Origin of the sequence: uncultured Oscillibacter sp. (assembly GCF_910587525.1) — a bacterium.
Taxonomy (GTDB): Bacteria; Bacillota; Clostridia; order Oscillospirales; family Oscillospiraceae; genus Oscillibacter.
In genome coordinates this window covers 1-13,577 of sequence record NZ_CAJULS010000061.1, presented here as the reverse complement: position 1 = coordinate 13,577, position 13,577 = coordinate 1, and the positions used below count along the sequence as shown (strand labels likewise).

Below are 13,577 nucleotides of genomic sequence, written 5' to 3'. Positions count from 1 at the left end.
GCACGGCGAAGCCGTGCACCCCCGTCCCCGCCCGCGGCGGGAACCCCCTCGTCCCCCGCAGACCCCCCCCTTTATGAGGAAGTGATAAAAATGAATAAGCGAAATGCCTCCTGGCTGCTTTTGGCCGCCTCAGCCATGTGGGGCAGCAGCTTCGTGGCTTCCAAGTACTGCATCAACAGCGGCATGCTGCAATTCGAAATTGTGTTCTGCCGCTTTTCCCTGGGAAGCCTCCTCACCGCCTTGGTGTTCTGGAAACAGCTCCGCCATCCCACAAAGTCCGCCGTGCGGACGGGCATCGCCATAGGACTGCTGACGGCGCTGACCTTCACCTTGGAGATGTTCGGCCTGGCCGTAACCGAGGCCGCCAAAGCATCCTTCCTGACGGCCACCAACATCGTGATGATGCCCTTCCTCTACGCCCTGTTCTTCCGGGTGCGGCCCGCCCGGCGCTCTCTGCTGGCTGCGGTCCTGGCCCTGGCGGGGGTGGGCCTTCTCAGTCTGACAGGGGGCCTGGGCACCGTGGCCCCGGGGGATCTGCTTCTGCTGGCGGACGCCGCCACCTATGGCCTCAACAGTCTCCTGCTGGTGTGGCTGGCAGGCGATGACTCCCGGGTCCAGATCTCCTTTTTCCAGTTCCTCACCACGGCCGTCTGCATGGGCGTGCTGACGCTTCTCCAGGGGACGGGAGGCGCCTATACCCGCCCGGCGGTACTGTCGGTGCTGTATCTGGCCGCGGTGCCTACGGTGCTGTGCTACCTCATTAAAAATTTCACCCTGAAATACCTGGACCCCGTACGCTGCACCCTGATTCTATCCACGGAGAGCATCTTCTGCGCCATCCTCTCAGCGCTCTTGCTGAAGGAGCGGATGAGCGGGCGAATGCTGGCAGGCGTGGCGCTGATCTGCGGCGGCGTGGTGACGGAGATCCTGCGCCCGGCGGAGGCCCCGTCCGAAAAGGCGGCGGAAGAATCACAAATTCTGACGGAGGAGACGAAATGAAAAACGTAAAGTACGGCAAATGCGTCAAGTGCGGCAGGACTTACCCCGCCGTGCCGGACCTGACCACCTGCGAATGCGGCGGGATTCTGGACATCGTCTATGACTACGAGTACATCAAGACCCGGCTGACGAAAGAGAAGCTGGCGGAGCGCCGGGAGCGCTCCATGTGGCGCTACCGGGAGCTGCTGCCCATCGAGGACAGCACGGAGCCCACACCCCTGCGGGTGGGCTGGTCTCCCCTGTACGAGGAGCCCCGTCTTGCGGAGCAGTTGGGCTTGAAACGCCTGTGGGTAAAAGACGACGGCCAGAACCCCACCGCCTCCTTAAAGGACCGGGCCAGCGCCATGGCCGTGGCCAAGGCCCGGGAGGCCGGGGCGCAGGTCATTGCCTGCTCCTCCACCGGCAACGCCGCCTCATCCCTGGCGGGCAACGCCGCGGCGGCGGGCCTGGCCACCTACATCTTCGTCCCCTCCCGGGCCCCCAAGGGCAAGGTGGCCCAGCTGATGACCTTCGGCGCCACCGTCATCTCCGTCCAGGGCAGCTATGAGGAGACCTTCGAGCTCTCCAAGCAGGCCATCGACCGCTGGGGCTGGTACAACCGCAACGCCGCCATCAACCCCTACCTTTCCGAGGGCAAGAAGACCGTCTCCCTGGAAATTATGGAGCAGCTTGGGTGGCAGGTGCCGGACTACATCGCCATCAGCGTCGGCGACGGCTGTACCATTGCCGGCCTCTGGAAGGGGCTCAAGGACCTGTACGCCATCGGCTTCATTGACCGCCTCCCCCGCCTGGTCTCCGCCCAGGCGGCGGGCTGCTGTCCCCTGAACCGGGCCATTGAGACCGGGGAGGATTGGCACCCCATGGAGGAGAACACCCTGGCGGACTCCATTGCCGTGGGCGTGCCCCGGAACGCGGACAAGGCCCTAATGGCCATTCGGGAGTCCCAGGGTCTGGTGGTCAACGTCTCCGACGAGGAGATCATGGCCGCCCAGAGGCTGCTGGGCCGCACCTGCGGCGTCTTCGGCGAGCCGGCGGGCGTCACCGGCACGGCGGGGGTGAAGAAGCTCTGTGAGGCCGGTGTCATCGGGAAGAACGACACCGTGGTCGGCGTTGTGACGGGCAACGGCCTCAAGGACGTGGCCAACGCCATCAAATTCTGCGGCGAGCCCATCTCCATCCCCTCCGACATGGACCGCCTGCTCTCGGCCTTCGCGGAACGCCGCATTGCGCTGGATTGACCCGCCGGTACCGGCGGGGGGGAGACCTCCTTTGACAGATCTGTAAAAAAATGGAGCGGTCCGGCGAAAAATTACATCGTATTTTTACCGGAAACAAGAAAAATTTGATTGTATTTTCGGACTTTTTCTTGTATGATGATAAGTGACGAGGAAATCCCACCTTGTCCGGTTCCTTTCCATATTTATTTTTAAGGAGGAAAACCAGAATGAAGAAGTTTCTTGCAATGCTGCTGTCCCTGGTGATGGTTTTGAGCCTGGCCGCCTGCGGAGGCGGCAACGGGGGCGAAACCACCCCGCCCGCCGGCAGCGGCGCGTCCCAGCCCGACGGCGGCCAGAACACCGACGCCCCCGCCGGAAAGACCGTGAAGGTGGGCCTGATCTGCATCGGCGACGAGAACGACCAGGGCTACACCTACAACTTCATCCGCGGCAAGGAGGCCGCCACCGAGGCCCTGGACGCCAAGGGCATCAGCGTGGAGTGGGTGGTCAAGTGGAACATCGGCGAGGATTCCGGCTGCGAGGACGCCAACATCGAGCTGGCGGACGAGGGCTGCGACCTCATCATCAACAACTCCTTCGGCTTCGAGCCCTTCATGCTGAAGGTGGCCCCGGACTATCCCGACATCGAGTTCATCTCCTGCACCAACCAGGCCTCCTGGGGCGACGGTTTGGACAACACCCACAACGCCTTCGCCAACATCTACGAGGGCCGTTACCTGGCCGGCGTGGTGGCGGGCATGAAGCTCCAGCAGATGATCGACGAGGGGACCATCACCGCCGACAAGGCCGTCATCGGCTACGTGGGCGCCTTCTCCTTCGCCGAGGTGGTCTCCGGCTTCACCAGCTACTTCCTGGGCGCCCGGAGCGTCTGCCCCAGCGTCACCATGAAGGTCCAGTTCGTGGGCTCCTGGTCCGACGCCACGGAAGAGGCCAACGCCGCTTCCGCCCTGGCGGACATGGGCTGCGTCATGATCTCCCAGCACTCCGACAACACCACCCCCGCCACCACCGCCCAGTCCAAGGGCGTGTTCCACACTGGCTACAACAACGACATGATCTCCGTGGCCCCCGAGGCGTCCCTGATCGGCACCCGGATCAACTGGGCGCCCTACTTTGAGTACGCCATCGAGTCCGTGGCCAACGGAGAGAGCTTCGATCAGGACTGGTGCCACGGCATGGATATGGACGCCGTGGTGATGACGGACCTCAACGAGGCAATCGCCGCCCCCGGCACCGCCGAGAAGCTGGCCGAGGTAGAGGCCGACATCCGCTCCGGCAAGCTCCAGGTGTTTGACACCAGCACTTTCACCATCGCGGGCGCGAAGCTGGAGACCGCCTTCGCCCTGGATACCGACGGGGACTTCGCCCCCGACTCCGAGGAGGCCGTGTTTGACGGCGCGTTCCACGAGTCCTACTTCCAGTCCGCTCCGTATTTCAATCTGCCCATTGACGGGATCGAGCGGCTGAACGAGGAATACGGCTAATCAACAGAAGAACTCCATAGGGGCCCCGCGGGGGGCCCCTGTTTTTACAAGAAATGCGGAACTTACGCATAAAGGGGAGCGCGAAGCGCGGATAAAAGTTTCGCCAGCCTTTTCAAAGGCTGAGGGGTCCTGGGGCCGCGCCGCGCACGGCGCGAAACTCCAACTCGCGTCTATAAAAAAGCGCAAACAGGGCTTAAAGCCTGTTTAGAAGTAAAAGCCGGAACCGGGAACGCCTTTGCAGCCCACAGGACGCAAACAGCGTCCTCCGCCAAAACCAAATGGTTTCCATACATTTGCCTTAACAGCAGATACCGTTATTGGGCTCCGCCCAATCCCACAGGGGCAAAGCCCCCGCACCCCCGCTGGGGCTTTGCCCCAGGCCCCACCGCCCTTTGAAAAGGGCGGCCTTAAACCTTATCAACACCCATCCGGACTCCGCCCGGCTCAGCGTTTTTCTGCGCCGGGACCTCATAGAAAGGATGTGACCGTATTTGGAAAATGCTGTTTGCGCCATTGAACTCAAAGGCATTACCAAGCGCTTTGGCGAAGTGGTGGCCAACGACGGCGTCGACCTGCGGCTGAACCGGGGGGAGATCCTCTCCCTGCTGGGAGAAAACGGCAGCGGCAAGACCACGCTGATGAACATGCTCTCCGGCATCTACTTCCCCGACGAGGGGCAGATCTTCGTAAACGGACAGCCCGTCTCCATCCGCTCCCCCAGAGACGCTTTTGCCAACGGCATCGGCATGATCCACCAGCACTACAAGCTGGTAGACGTGTTCACCGCCACGGAGAACATCGTCCTGGGCCTGGAGGAGGGCGGCAAGCTGGACATCAAAGCCGCCGAGGGCCGGGTCAGGGCCATCTGCGAAAAATATGGTTTTGACATTGATCCCGCCCAGAAAATCTACGACATGTCCGTCTCCCAGAAGCAGACGGTGGAGATCGTCAAGGTCCTCTACCGGGGGGCGGAAATCCTGATCCTGGATGAGCCCACCGCTGTCCTCACCCCCCAGGAGACCGACAAGCTCTTTGACGTGCTGCGGGCCATGAAGGCCGACGGCAAGGCCATCGTCATCATCACCCACAAACTCCACGAGGTCATGGCCCTCAGCGACAAGGTGGCAGTGCTGCGCAAGGGCAGGTACATCGGCACCGTCAACACCGCCGGGACCAATCCCCAGGCCCTCACCGACATGATGGTGGGCCACGCCGTAACGCTGAACATCGACCGGCCCCGGTACGAATCTCCCGTACCCCGGCTGGAGGTCAAGGACCTCACCTGTCTGGACGGCGAGGGCGTGAAAAAGCTCAGCGGCGTCTCCTTTACCGCCATGGGCGGCGAGATCCTGGGCATCGCCGGCATTGCCGGCTCCGGGCAGCGGGAGCTGCTGGAGGCCATCTCCGGCCTCTACCCCGTGGCCCAGGGCGAGATCGTCTACACTCCCGAGGGAAAGGGCCCCATGGGTCTCGTGGGCAGGACCCCCATGCAGATCAAAAAGGCGGGGGTGGCCATGGCCTTTGTTCCCGAGGACCGGCTGGGCATGGGATTGGTCGGCTCCATGGGCATGACAGGAAACATGATGCTCCGCTCCTGGAAGAAGGGCAAGGGGGCCTTCCTGAACCGCAAAGATCCCAATGCCCTGGCCATGCAGATCTGGAAGGAGCTGGAGGTGGTGACTCCGGACACGGAGTTCCCCGTCCGCCGCATGTCCGGCGGCAACGTACAGAAGGTGCTGGTGGGCCGGGAGATCGCCAGCACCCCCTCGGTTCTCATGACTGCCTACGCGGTGCGGGGACTGGATATCAACACCTCCTACACCATCTACAACCTGTTGACGGAGCAGAAGATGAAGGGCGTGGCGGTGATTTACGTGGGCGAGGACCTGGACGTGCTGCTGGAGCTGTGCGACCGCATCCTGGTGCTCTGCGGCGGCCAGGTCAGCGGCGTGGTGGATGCCCGCAGCGCCACCAAGGACCAGATCGGCCTGCTGATGACCCGCCTGGGCGGAAAGGAGGGGGCATAGATGAACCATGAGAGGAGAACACCTCTGATCCGTCTTGCGAAGCGGGACGGTATGGAGGGCTGGAAGGTCTGGTGCATCCGGTTCGGGTCCATCGTCTTCGCCCTTCTGCTGGGAGCCCTGGTGATGGGCCTGGTGGGAGCCAACCCTCTCACCGCTTACGGCACCATCATCTCCGGAGCCCTGGGCAAAAAAAGTGCCCTTCGCCAGACGGTGAAGATCGCCGTGCCGCTGCTGGGCTGCGCCCTGGCCATTGCCCCCTGTTTTAAAATGCGTTTTTGGAACATCGGCGCCGAGGGTCAGATCACCGCCGGGGCCGTGGCCGCCAGTTATTTCGCCCTCTTCTGGGCAAACCGCCTGCCCTCCCCTGTGCTGCTGGCCGTTATGGGCGCCGCCGGGGCCATTGCCGGCGGCGTATGGGCGCTGATCCCCGCCTTTTTCAAGGCAAAGTGGAACACCAACGAGACCTTGTTCACCCTGATGATGAACTACATCATCATCGGCGTGGTCCGCTGGCTCCAGGGCGGCCCCTGGGAGGGCCGCAAGGGCTCCCAGATCATCCCCCAGTTCGACTCCGCCGCGTGCCTCCCCCGGGTATTGGGAGTCCACTGCGGCTGGATCATCGTGCTGGTGCTGGTGGTGTTTATGCACATCTACATGAACCACACCAAGCACGGCTATGAGATCGCCGTCATCGGCGACAGCATCAACACCGCCCGGTACGCCGGCATGAACGTAGGCCGGGTCATGATGCGCACCATGTTCCTCTCCGGGGCCATCAGCGGCATCGTGGGCTTCATTGTGGCCTCCGGCGCCAACAACACGCTGTACGACGGCGTGGCCGGCGGCGTGGGCTTCACCTCCATCACTGTGGCCTGGCTGAGCCAGCTGAACGCCTTTGCCATGGTGGGCATCTCCGCCATGCTGGCGGTTTTGAGCAAGGGCGCGGAGACCCTTCAGACCCGTATGGCCGTGCCCACCTCCATCTCCGACATCATCACCGGCATCCTCCTCTTCTGTATGCTGGGATGCGAGTTTTTTATCAACTACAAGCTGATCTTCCGCAAAAACGCTCACAAGGAGGTGGCAAAGTCATGAGTAATTTCCTGAGCCTGTTTCTGGCCCTGGTCATCGCCGCCATCACCTACGGCACGCCGCTGCTGTTCGGCACCCTGGGCGAGATTCTGACGGAGAAGTCCGGCAACCTGAACCTGGGCGTGGAGGGCATCATGTTCATGGGCGGCGCGCTGGGCCTGGGCGGCGTATTCTACTATGAGAAGGCGGCGGGAACCGGGGGCAATGGCTTTATCGCCGTGCTGGTGGGCATTCTGTGCGCCTTCCTGGCGGGGGCGCTGGCCTCGCTGATCTTCAGCTTCCTCACCACCACCCTCCGGGCCAATCAGAACGTCACCGGCCTGGCCCTGTCCATCTTCGGCACCGGCGTAGGCCAGTTCATCGGCGAGTACATGCGGGTCCGGGAGAACGGGTACATCGCCATCGGCAACCAACTGAAGGGCTTCTTTCAGAATTCTCCCTTTCCCGCCTTCCTCCAGAAAATCCCCGTGGTGGGCGGTGTTCTCTTCGGCAACAGTGTGTTTTTCTACCTGGGGCTGATCCTGGCGGGGGCGATGTTCTTCTTCCTGAACCGCACCCGGACGGGCCTCTACCTCCGCTCCGTGGGCGAGTCTCCCGCCACGGCAGACGCGGCGGGCATCAACGTGGAGCGGTACAAGTACCTGGCCACCATCACCGGCGGCGGCATCTCCGCCGTGGGCGGCATGGTATACATCATGACCATCGCCGGGTGCGTGTGGAACCACGAGGGCCTCAGCGGCGTGGGCTGGCTGGCGGTGGCCCTGGTGATCTTCTGCATGTGGCGGCCTCTGTCCGCCATCTGGGGCTCCGTGCTCTTCGGCGCACTGATGATCCTGTACCTGCGGCTGGTGATTCCCTTCATCCCCACCCAGCTCTACAAGATTTTGCCCTATGTAGTGACGGTCATCGTACTGATTGCCTCCAGCATGCGCAACAACAAGGAAAAGCAGCCCCCCGCCAGTCTGGGCCTGGCCTACTTTCGGGAAGACCGGTAAGTGTGGGAATAAAAGACACGCGGAAACCTCCCGGAGCATGGCTCCGGGAGGTTTTTGGCAAAATTCATATAATGTTCGCAGTTTATTCATGTTTTCGACGAAGCAAATGTGTTATGGTAAACTAAATTAAGGAAAACCAGGTGATACCATGCGTCTCTCCCGGCACATTTGCTGCCCGCCTTGGCGGGACCTGAAATACGCCCTGTGGCTGCCTCTCTACCTGCTGCTGTTCCTGGCTCTGGAGCGCATGCCTATGAACCAATACTGGGCCACTCAGCTGCCCATCGACGCCCACATCCCCTTTTGCGAGTGGTTTGTGATCCCCTACTGTCTGTGGTATCCTCTGCTGACAGCCGTAGGGCTGTACCTGCTGTTCTGGGACCGGGCCGCCTTCCGGCGGTATATGCTGTTTCTGGGAAGCGCCTTTCTTCTCAGTGAGTGCATCTGGCTGCTGCTGCCCAACGGCCAGGACCTGCGCCCGGCTGCCTTTCCTCAGGAAAACCTTCTCACCGCCCTGGTGGCGGGGCTGTACCGCATCGATACCAATACCAACGTCTTTCCCTCCGTCCATGTACTGGGGTCCATCGGTGCGGCTCTGGCGGTTCGGGACTGCCGCGGGCCGGCGGGGAAACCGCTCCTGCGGGCGGGGACGGCGGTCCTGGCAGCGGCCGTCTGCCTGTCCACAGTATTCATCAAGCAGCACTCCGTGCTGGATGTGCTGGGCGGGCTGCTGCTGGGGGGATTGATCGCCCGCCCGGTCTACCGGGCCTCTCCGGCGTTCCAGCCCTCTCCGAAGGAGGCGCCCCGGAAAAGTCCGGCGTACCGGCGGCACTATCAAAAACTTCTCAGCCGCCTGAACGAATCCTGACCGTTCCGGCGAGACACCAGCAGCCCCGCCCATTGGACTTCCAATGGGCGGGGCTGTTGATGTCTTCTCAGAATCAGGCTTCGAAATGCTCCACAATGTCCACCAGCTCCGCGCCAATGCGCTTCTGGGCCTCCTTGGTACCCGCGCCGATGTGGGGCGTGCAGGAAACCGCAGGGTGCTGGGCCAGGGCCCAGTTGGGGTCCTTCTCGCTCATCCACACGTCCAGGCCCACTGCCCGGACCTTGCCGGAATTCAACGCGTCCAGCAGGGCCCCCTCGTCCACATTGCTGCCCCGGGAGACGTTGACAATCACCACACCGTCCTTCATCTTCGCCAAAGACCCGGCATCCACCAAGGCCCTGTCCCCGCCGGGGGCGCAGAGGACGATGATGTCGGACCCGGCCAGCAGTTCATCCATGGAGACAAACCGCATGGTCTCGCACTCGCAGCCTTCCGGCTTGTTGCGGTGGACCACGGAGAGGACCTTCATGCCCAGGGCCTGGCCTTTTCTGCCCACCATCTGGCCGATACGGCCGTAGCCGATGACGCCCATGGTCTTGCCCTCCAGCTCAAAGCCCTTGGAGTAGGCCTTTTTCTCCCATTTGTTCTCCCGCATGGTGTGGCCCGCGGCGGAGATGTTCCGGGCGCAGGAGAACAGCAGGGCCATGGCCAGCTCCGCCACGGCGTTGGAGGAGGCCCGGGGAGTGTTGCGCACGGCGATACCCGCTGCCTCGGCGTACTTCACGGCGATGTTGTCCACGCCTACGCCGGCCCGGATGATGAGCTTCAGGCGGCTGCCCTTGGCGGCGTCGATCTGGGGCTCTTTGATCTTGGTGGCGGAGCGGATGATGACCGCGTCAAAGTCCCGCAGGGCCGCGCCCAGGGCGTCGGGCTCGTAGAACTGCTCCACCACCTCGTAACCGTCGTTTCTCAGCTGGGCGATTGCGCCGGCATCCATGCCGTCAGTGACCAATACTCGTTTCAACATAATTGAATACCCCTTTCATTCGTTCTCGGCACACCCCAGGGGTGCCGACAGCGCGAGGGTAAACGCCCATTGGGGGATGAGCGGGCTGAATGGTGTGTATTTGGGAGAAACGGGGGCCGTCCCCCGGCCGGTTTCACCCGGATTGTCAGGCGTGCTCCGCCTCGTACTTCTTCAAAAACTCCACCAAAGCCTCCACGCCCTCCTTGGGCATGGCGTTGTAGATGGACGCCCGCAGGCCGCCCACGCTCTTGTGGCCCTTGAGGTTGTCAAAGCCGGCAGCCTTGCTTGCGGCCACCACCTCGGCGTCCTGTTCCTTACTGGGCGTGACAAAGGGGACGTTCATCAGGGAGCGGTCCTCCTTCGCTACGGCGCCGGTGAACAGCCTGCTCCGGTCCAGGAAGTCGTACAGAATGGCGGCCTTCTCCTGGTTGCGCCTGTTCATTGCCTCCAGACCGCCGTTATCCAACAGGTACTTGAACACCTTGCCGCAGCAGTAGATGGCCCAGCAGTTGGGGGTGTTGTACAAAGAGTCGTTGTCGGCATGGGTCTTGTAGCTCATGTAGGTGGGCACGAACTTGGGCAGGTCGTCCCGCAGCAGATCCTCCCGGATGATGACCACGGCCATGCCGGCGGGGCCCACATTCTTCTGCACGCCGGCCCAGATCAGGCCGTATTTGCTGACGTCGCAGGGGCGGGAGAGGAACATGGAGGACTGGTCGGAGACCAGGATCTTGCCCTTGGTATCCGGCAGCTTGAAGTAAGTAGTGCCGTTGATGGTCTCGTTTTCGCAGATGTAGACGTAGTCGGCGTTGCCGGGAATGTCCAGGTCAGAGCAGTCGGGGATATAGGAGAAGTTCTTGTCGGCGGAGGAGGCTGCGATCTTCACCTCGCCGTACTTCTTTGCCTCGGCAATGGCCTTTTTGGACCAGGCGCCGGTCTCCACGTAGCATCCAACGCCGTTTTTCATCAGGTTCATGGGAACCATCGCAAACTGAACGGTGCCGCCGCCCTGAACGAAGAGGACCTTGTAATTGTCGGGAATGCTCATGAGCCGGCGGAGATCAGCCTCAGCCTCGTCCCGAATCTGCTGGAACACCTTGGAGCGGTGGCTCATCTCCATGACGCACATGCCGCTGCCCCGGTAATTCAGCATCTCAGCGGCAATTTCCTCAAGGACCGGCTCCGGCATCATGGCGGGACCTGCGGAGAAGTTATACGTGCGGTTGTATTTCATACTGCGTTCCTCCAGACTTAAAAATAGATGTTTTCCCTGTGTTCGGTCAAAATAACCGAAATATATATTTTACTATACCATAAATTCGAAAATATTCAACAGAAAAATGGTCGACCTCACAAATATTTTTCAATCTGCCAAAAAATTTTTAGATTGCAGGCAGGCCGCCGGGTCCAACCGGTTCAACGAACGCAGCCCCCGCAGGCCCCGGCGCCCCTTGAAGGCCGCCGGAAAACATGCTATAATCAAACAGCCTGAAAAGAATCAAAATTCGTTTCAAGCGTTACGGCGCATACGCCGCAGCAGGCTGCTTTCGGCGGCCCCGGTTTGGATTTTACAGTCAGATCCGGCGTGTTTCACACGCAGGCGGGCAAATCCCGCCGGAAAAACAGCAAAACTATTTTCAGGTTATTTGACTATACCATCGGCCAAATGGAAAGAGTGAGGTTTTGACACAATGAATGAACAGACACCAGGCCGCTTTCTGGCCTTTGAGGGCATTGACGGTTCCGGGAAGAGCACCCAGCTCCAGCTGCTGCTGAACCGCCTGACAGAGCGGGGTATCCGGTGCCAAGGCACCCGGGAGCCCTCCGACGGACCCATCGGCGCCATGATCCGCCAGATTATGACCGGCAGAATGACGGCGGACAACCGGGTGATCGCGGGGCTCTTTGCGGCGGACCGGCTGGACCACGTGCTGAACCGGCGGGACGGCATTTTGGAGCAGGTACAAAACGGCGTCACTGTGGTGACAGACCGGTACTATTTCTCCTCCTATGCCTACCACAGCGTGGACGTGGACATGGGCTGGGTCATCGACAGCAACCGCCTCAGCGCGGAGCTGCTGCGGCCGGACGCCACCATCTTTCTGGACCTGCCCGTCCGCCGGGCGCTGGACCGGATCAGCCGGAACCGCGCTCAGACGGAGCTCTTTGAGAAGGAGGACCGCCTCACCGCCACCCGGGAGAAATACCTGGAGGCTTTCGCGCGGCTGAAAGACACGGAGAAGGTGGTGGTCATCGACGCGGACGCGGATGCGGACACCGTGGCAGAGCGGGTCTGGGCCGCCGCTGCTCCCCTGTTTTTCTGAGGGTCCCCGGCCCCGCACGAGGAGCTCCTGCGTCCCTTTTACCTTTCGTGCTGTTGGCTCAAAACCCTGGCAATTTAACAAATCATAAGGTTGAAGCCAAAAATTGCCTATGATATAGTCAAAGTAGCAAATGGGAATTCGCGAGGGCAATAGTATATGGATAAAGAAAATTTGTTATCTAACATAGACAAAGTTCATACTACAGAAATGGGAATCAATAGAATAAAGAAAAATCTGGGATTAGATACCAATGACGTGGTTGAATGGTGTAAGAATAAGGTGTTAGATAAGGAGTGCAGTATTTGCAGGCAAGGAAAGAATTGGTATTGCGAAATTGATAATATCAAAATAACAATCAACTCTTACAGTTACACAATTATTACAGCACATATAATTAAATAAAGTCGGATTTATCGGGTAATTATCCGTTGCAAGTAATCACCCATATAGCTATTCTAACGAAAAACTAAGGAACTGGACTTTCATCAACACGAAAGGTAAAAGGACGGCTCCTGCCCGGCACTTGAAGCTGCCGGAAAAATATGCTATACTGGGCGGTACTGTAAGAACCCGTGAATTCCGGCGCCCTTTCATTCGGGGCCGCCGCCGAAAAGGAGAGTTCCCCATGGAAAACAAGAAGTTCTATATCACCACCCCCATCTACTACCCCTCGGACAAGCTTCACATCGGCCACACCTACTGCACTGTTGCCACTGACACCCTGGCCCGCTACCACCGCCTCCGGGGCGAGGACGTCATGTTCCTCACCGGCACCGATGAGCACGGCCAGAAGATCGAGGACAAGGCCCGGGAGGCCGGCGTCACCCCCAAGGAGTTCGTGGACCGCATTGTGGAGGGCCCCGGCGGTGTGCTGGACCTGTGGAAGCTGATGAACATCTCCAACGACCGCTTTATCCGCACCACCGACGACTATCACGTGAAGTCCATCCAGTATATCTTCCGTAAAATGCACGATAACGGCGACATCTACAAGGGGACCTACAAGGGCAAATACTGCAAGCCCTGCGAGTCCTTCTGGACCGAGAGCCAGCTGAAGGACGGCTGCTGCCCCGACTGCGGCCGCCCGGTGACGGACGCCGAGGAGGAGGCCTACTTCTTCCGCCTGTCCAAATACGCGGACCGCATCCGGGACCTGCTGGAGAACACCGGCTTTCTGGAGCCCCGCTCCCGTGTCAATGAGATGGTGAAGAACTTCATTGACCCCGGCCTGGAGGACCTGTGCGTCTCCCGCACCAGCTTCACCTGGGGCATCCCCGTGGACTTTGACCCCGGTCATGTGGTCTACGTCTGGGTGGACGCTCTCAGCAACTATATCACCGCTCTGGGCTACGGCAACGACCGGTACAACGACTATCAGAACTGGTGGCCCGGCGTGAACATTGTGGGCAAGGAGATCGTCCGGTTCCACTCCATCATCTGGCCCGCCATGCTCATGAGCCTGGGCGAGCCCCTGCCGAAAAAGGTCTTCGGCCACGGCTGGCTGCTGCTGGACGGCGGCAAGATGAGCAAGTCCAAGGGCAACGTGGTGGACCCCTATATCC

12 protein-coding genes are annotated in these 13,577 nt (G+C 60.8%); 10 read left to right on the top strand and 2 right to left on the bottom strand.

Annotated elements, in window-relative coordinates; all coding sequences use genetic code 11:
• Window positions 1-90 precede the first annotated feature (90 nt).
• The 7 genes from QZ326_RS07100 to QZ326_RS07070 all read left to right on the top strand — a co-directional run bounded on the left by QZ326_RS07100 (window position 91) and on the right by QZ326_RS07070 (window position 8,703).
• Window positions 91-999, top strand: a complete 909-nt coding sequence (locus QZ326_RS07100) for a DMT family transporter (protein WP_295743164.1) — start codon at window positions 91-93, stop codon at window positions 997-999.
• On the top strand, window positions 996-2,237 hold the full coding sequence (locus QZ326_RS07095; RefSeq protein ID WP_295743161.1) for a threonine synthase: 1,242 nt from the start codon (window positions 996-998) through the stop codon (window positions 2,235-2,237). The genes QZ326_RS07100 and QZ326_RS07095 overlap by 4 nt, the downstream gene beginning before the upstream one ends.
• Window positions 2,238-2,443: 206 nt before the next feature.
• Entirely contained in the window at window positions 2,444-3,721 is a 1,278-nt protein-coding gene (locus tag QZ326_RS07090; protein ID WP_295743159.1) for a BMP family ABC transporter substrate-binding protein, read from the top strand.
• Window positions 3,722-4,212: 491 nt separating this feature from the next.
• Complete coding sequence (locus QZ326_RS07085) at window positions 4,213-5,748, top strand: ABC transporter ATP-binding protein (protein WP_295743156.1); 1,536 nt, start codon at window positions 4,213-4,215, stop codon at window positions 5,746-5,748.
• Entirely contained in the window at window positions 5,749-6,843 is a 1,095-nt protein-coding gene (locus QZ326_RS07080; protein WP_295743153.1) for an ABC transporter permease, read from the top strand.
• Window positions 6,840-7,835 (top strand): ABC transporter permease, encoded by a 996-nt coding sequence (locus tag QZ326_RS07075; protein WP_295743150.1) that lies wholly within the window; start codon window positions 6,840-6,842, stop codon window positions 7,833-7,835. Before QZ326_RS07080 ends, QZ326_RS07075 begins: the two co-directional genes overlap by 4 nt.
• Before the next feature lie 148 nt (window positions 7,836-7,983).
• A complete protein-coding gene (locus QZ326_RS07070; protein WP_295743148.1) occupies window positions 7,984-8,703 on the top strand; it encodes a phosphatase PAP2 family protein in 720 nt (239 codons plus the stop codon).
• A 73-nt stretch (window positions 8,704-8,776) separates the two neighbouring features.
• On the opposite strand, the gene QZ326_RS07065 is transcribed toward QZ326_RS07070, so the two are convergent.
• Both QZ326_RS07065 and serC read right to left on the bottom strand, forming a co-directional pair.
• Window positions 8,777-9,691, bottom strand: a complete 915-nt coding sequence (locus QZ326_RS07065; RefSeq protein WP_295743145.1) for an NAD(P)-dependent oxidoreductase — start codon at window positions 9,689-9,691, stop codon at window positions 8,777-8,779.
• 145 nt (window positions 9,692-9,836) lie between these two features.
• Window positions 9,837-10,925: a 3-phosphoserine/phosphohydroxythreonine transaminase gene (gene serC / locus QZ326_RS07060; RefSeq protein ID WP_295743143.1), complete on the bottom strand. Its 1,089-nt coding sequence runs from the start codon at window positions 10,923-10,925 to the stop codon at window positions 9,837-9,839.
• 457 nt (window positions 10,926-11,382) lie between these two features.
• Between serC and tmk the strand changes: the two genes are divergently transcribed.
• The 3 genes from tmk to metG all read left to right on the top strand — a co-directional run.
• On the top strand, window positions 11,383-12,015 hold the full coding sequence (gene tmk, locus QZ326_RS07055) for a dTMP kinase (RefSeq protein ID WP_295743140.1): 633 nt from the start codon (window positions 11,383-11,385) through the stop codon (window positions 12,013-12,015).
• Between the two features lie 156 nt (window positions 12,016-12,171).
• The gene (locus QZ326_RS07050) at window positions 12,172-12,417 is read left to right on the top strand and encodes a DUF3781 domain-containing protein (protein WP_295743137.1); all 246 of its coding nucleotides are present in this window, start codon (window positions 12,172-12,174) and stop codon (window positions 12,415-12,417) included.
• 223 nt (window positions 12,418-12,640) lie between these two features.
• Window positions 12,641-13,577 (top strand): methionine--tRNA ligase (gene metG / locus QZ326_RS07045; RefSeq protein WP_295743134.1); only part of this gene is annotated, 937 nt, incomplete at its 3' end.

Coding starts and splice junctions, on each gene's coding strand:
- serC (WP_295743143.1), bottom strand. CDS start 10,925: ATGAAATACAACCGCACGTATAACTTCTCCGCAGGTCCCGCCATGATG.
- QZ326_RS07100 (WP_295743164.1), top strand. CDS start 91: ATGAATAAGCGAAATGCCTCCTGGCTGCTTTTGGCCGCCTCAGCCATG.
- QZ326_RS07070 (WP_295743148.1), top strand. CDS start 7,984: ATGCGTCTCTCCCGGCACATTTGCTGCCCGCCTTGGCGGGACCTGAAA.
- QZ326_RS07065 (WP_295743145.1), bottom strand. CDS start 9,691: ATGTTGAAACGAGTATTGGTCACTGACGGCATGGATGCCGGCGCAATC.
- QZ326_RS07080 (WP_295743153.1), top strand. CDS start 5,749: ATGAACCATGAGAGGAGAACACCTCTGATCCGTCTTGCGAAGCGGGAC.
- QZ326_RS07075 (WP_295743150.1), top strand. CDS start 6,840: ATGAGTAATTTCCTGAGCCTGTTTCTGGCCCTGGTCATCGCCGCCATC.
- QZ326_RS07095 (WP_295743161.1), top strand. CDS start 996: ATGAAAAACGTAAAGTACGGCAAATGCGTCAAGTGCGGCAGGACTTAC.
- QZ326_RS07090 (WP_295743159.1), top strand. CDS start 2,444: ATGAAGAAGTTTCTTGCAATGCTGCTGTCCCTGGTGATGGTTTTGAGC.
- QZ326_RS07050 (WP_295743137.1), top strand. CDS start 12,172: ATGGATAAAGAAAATTTGTTATCTAACATAGACAAAGTTCATACTACA.
- tmk (WP_295743140.1), top strand. CDS start 11,383: ATGAATGAACAGACACCAGGCCGCTTTCTGGCCTTTGAGGGCATTGAC.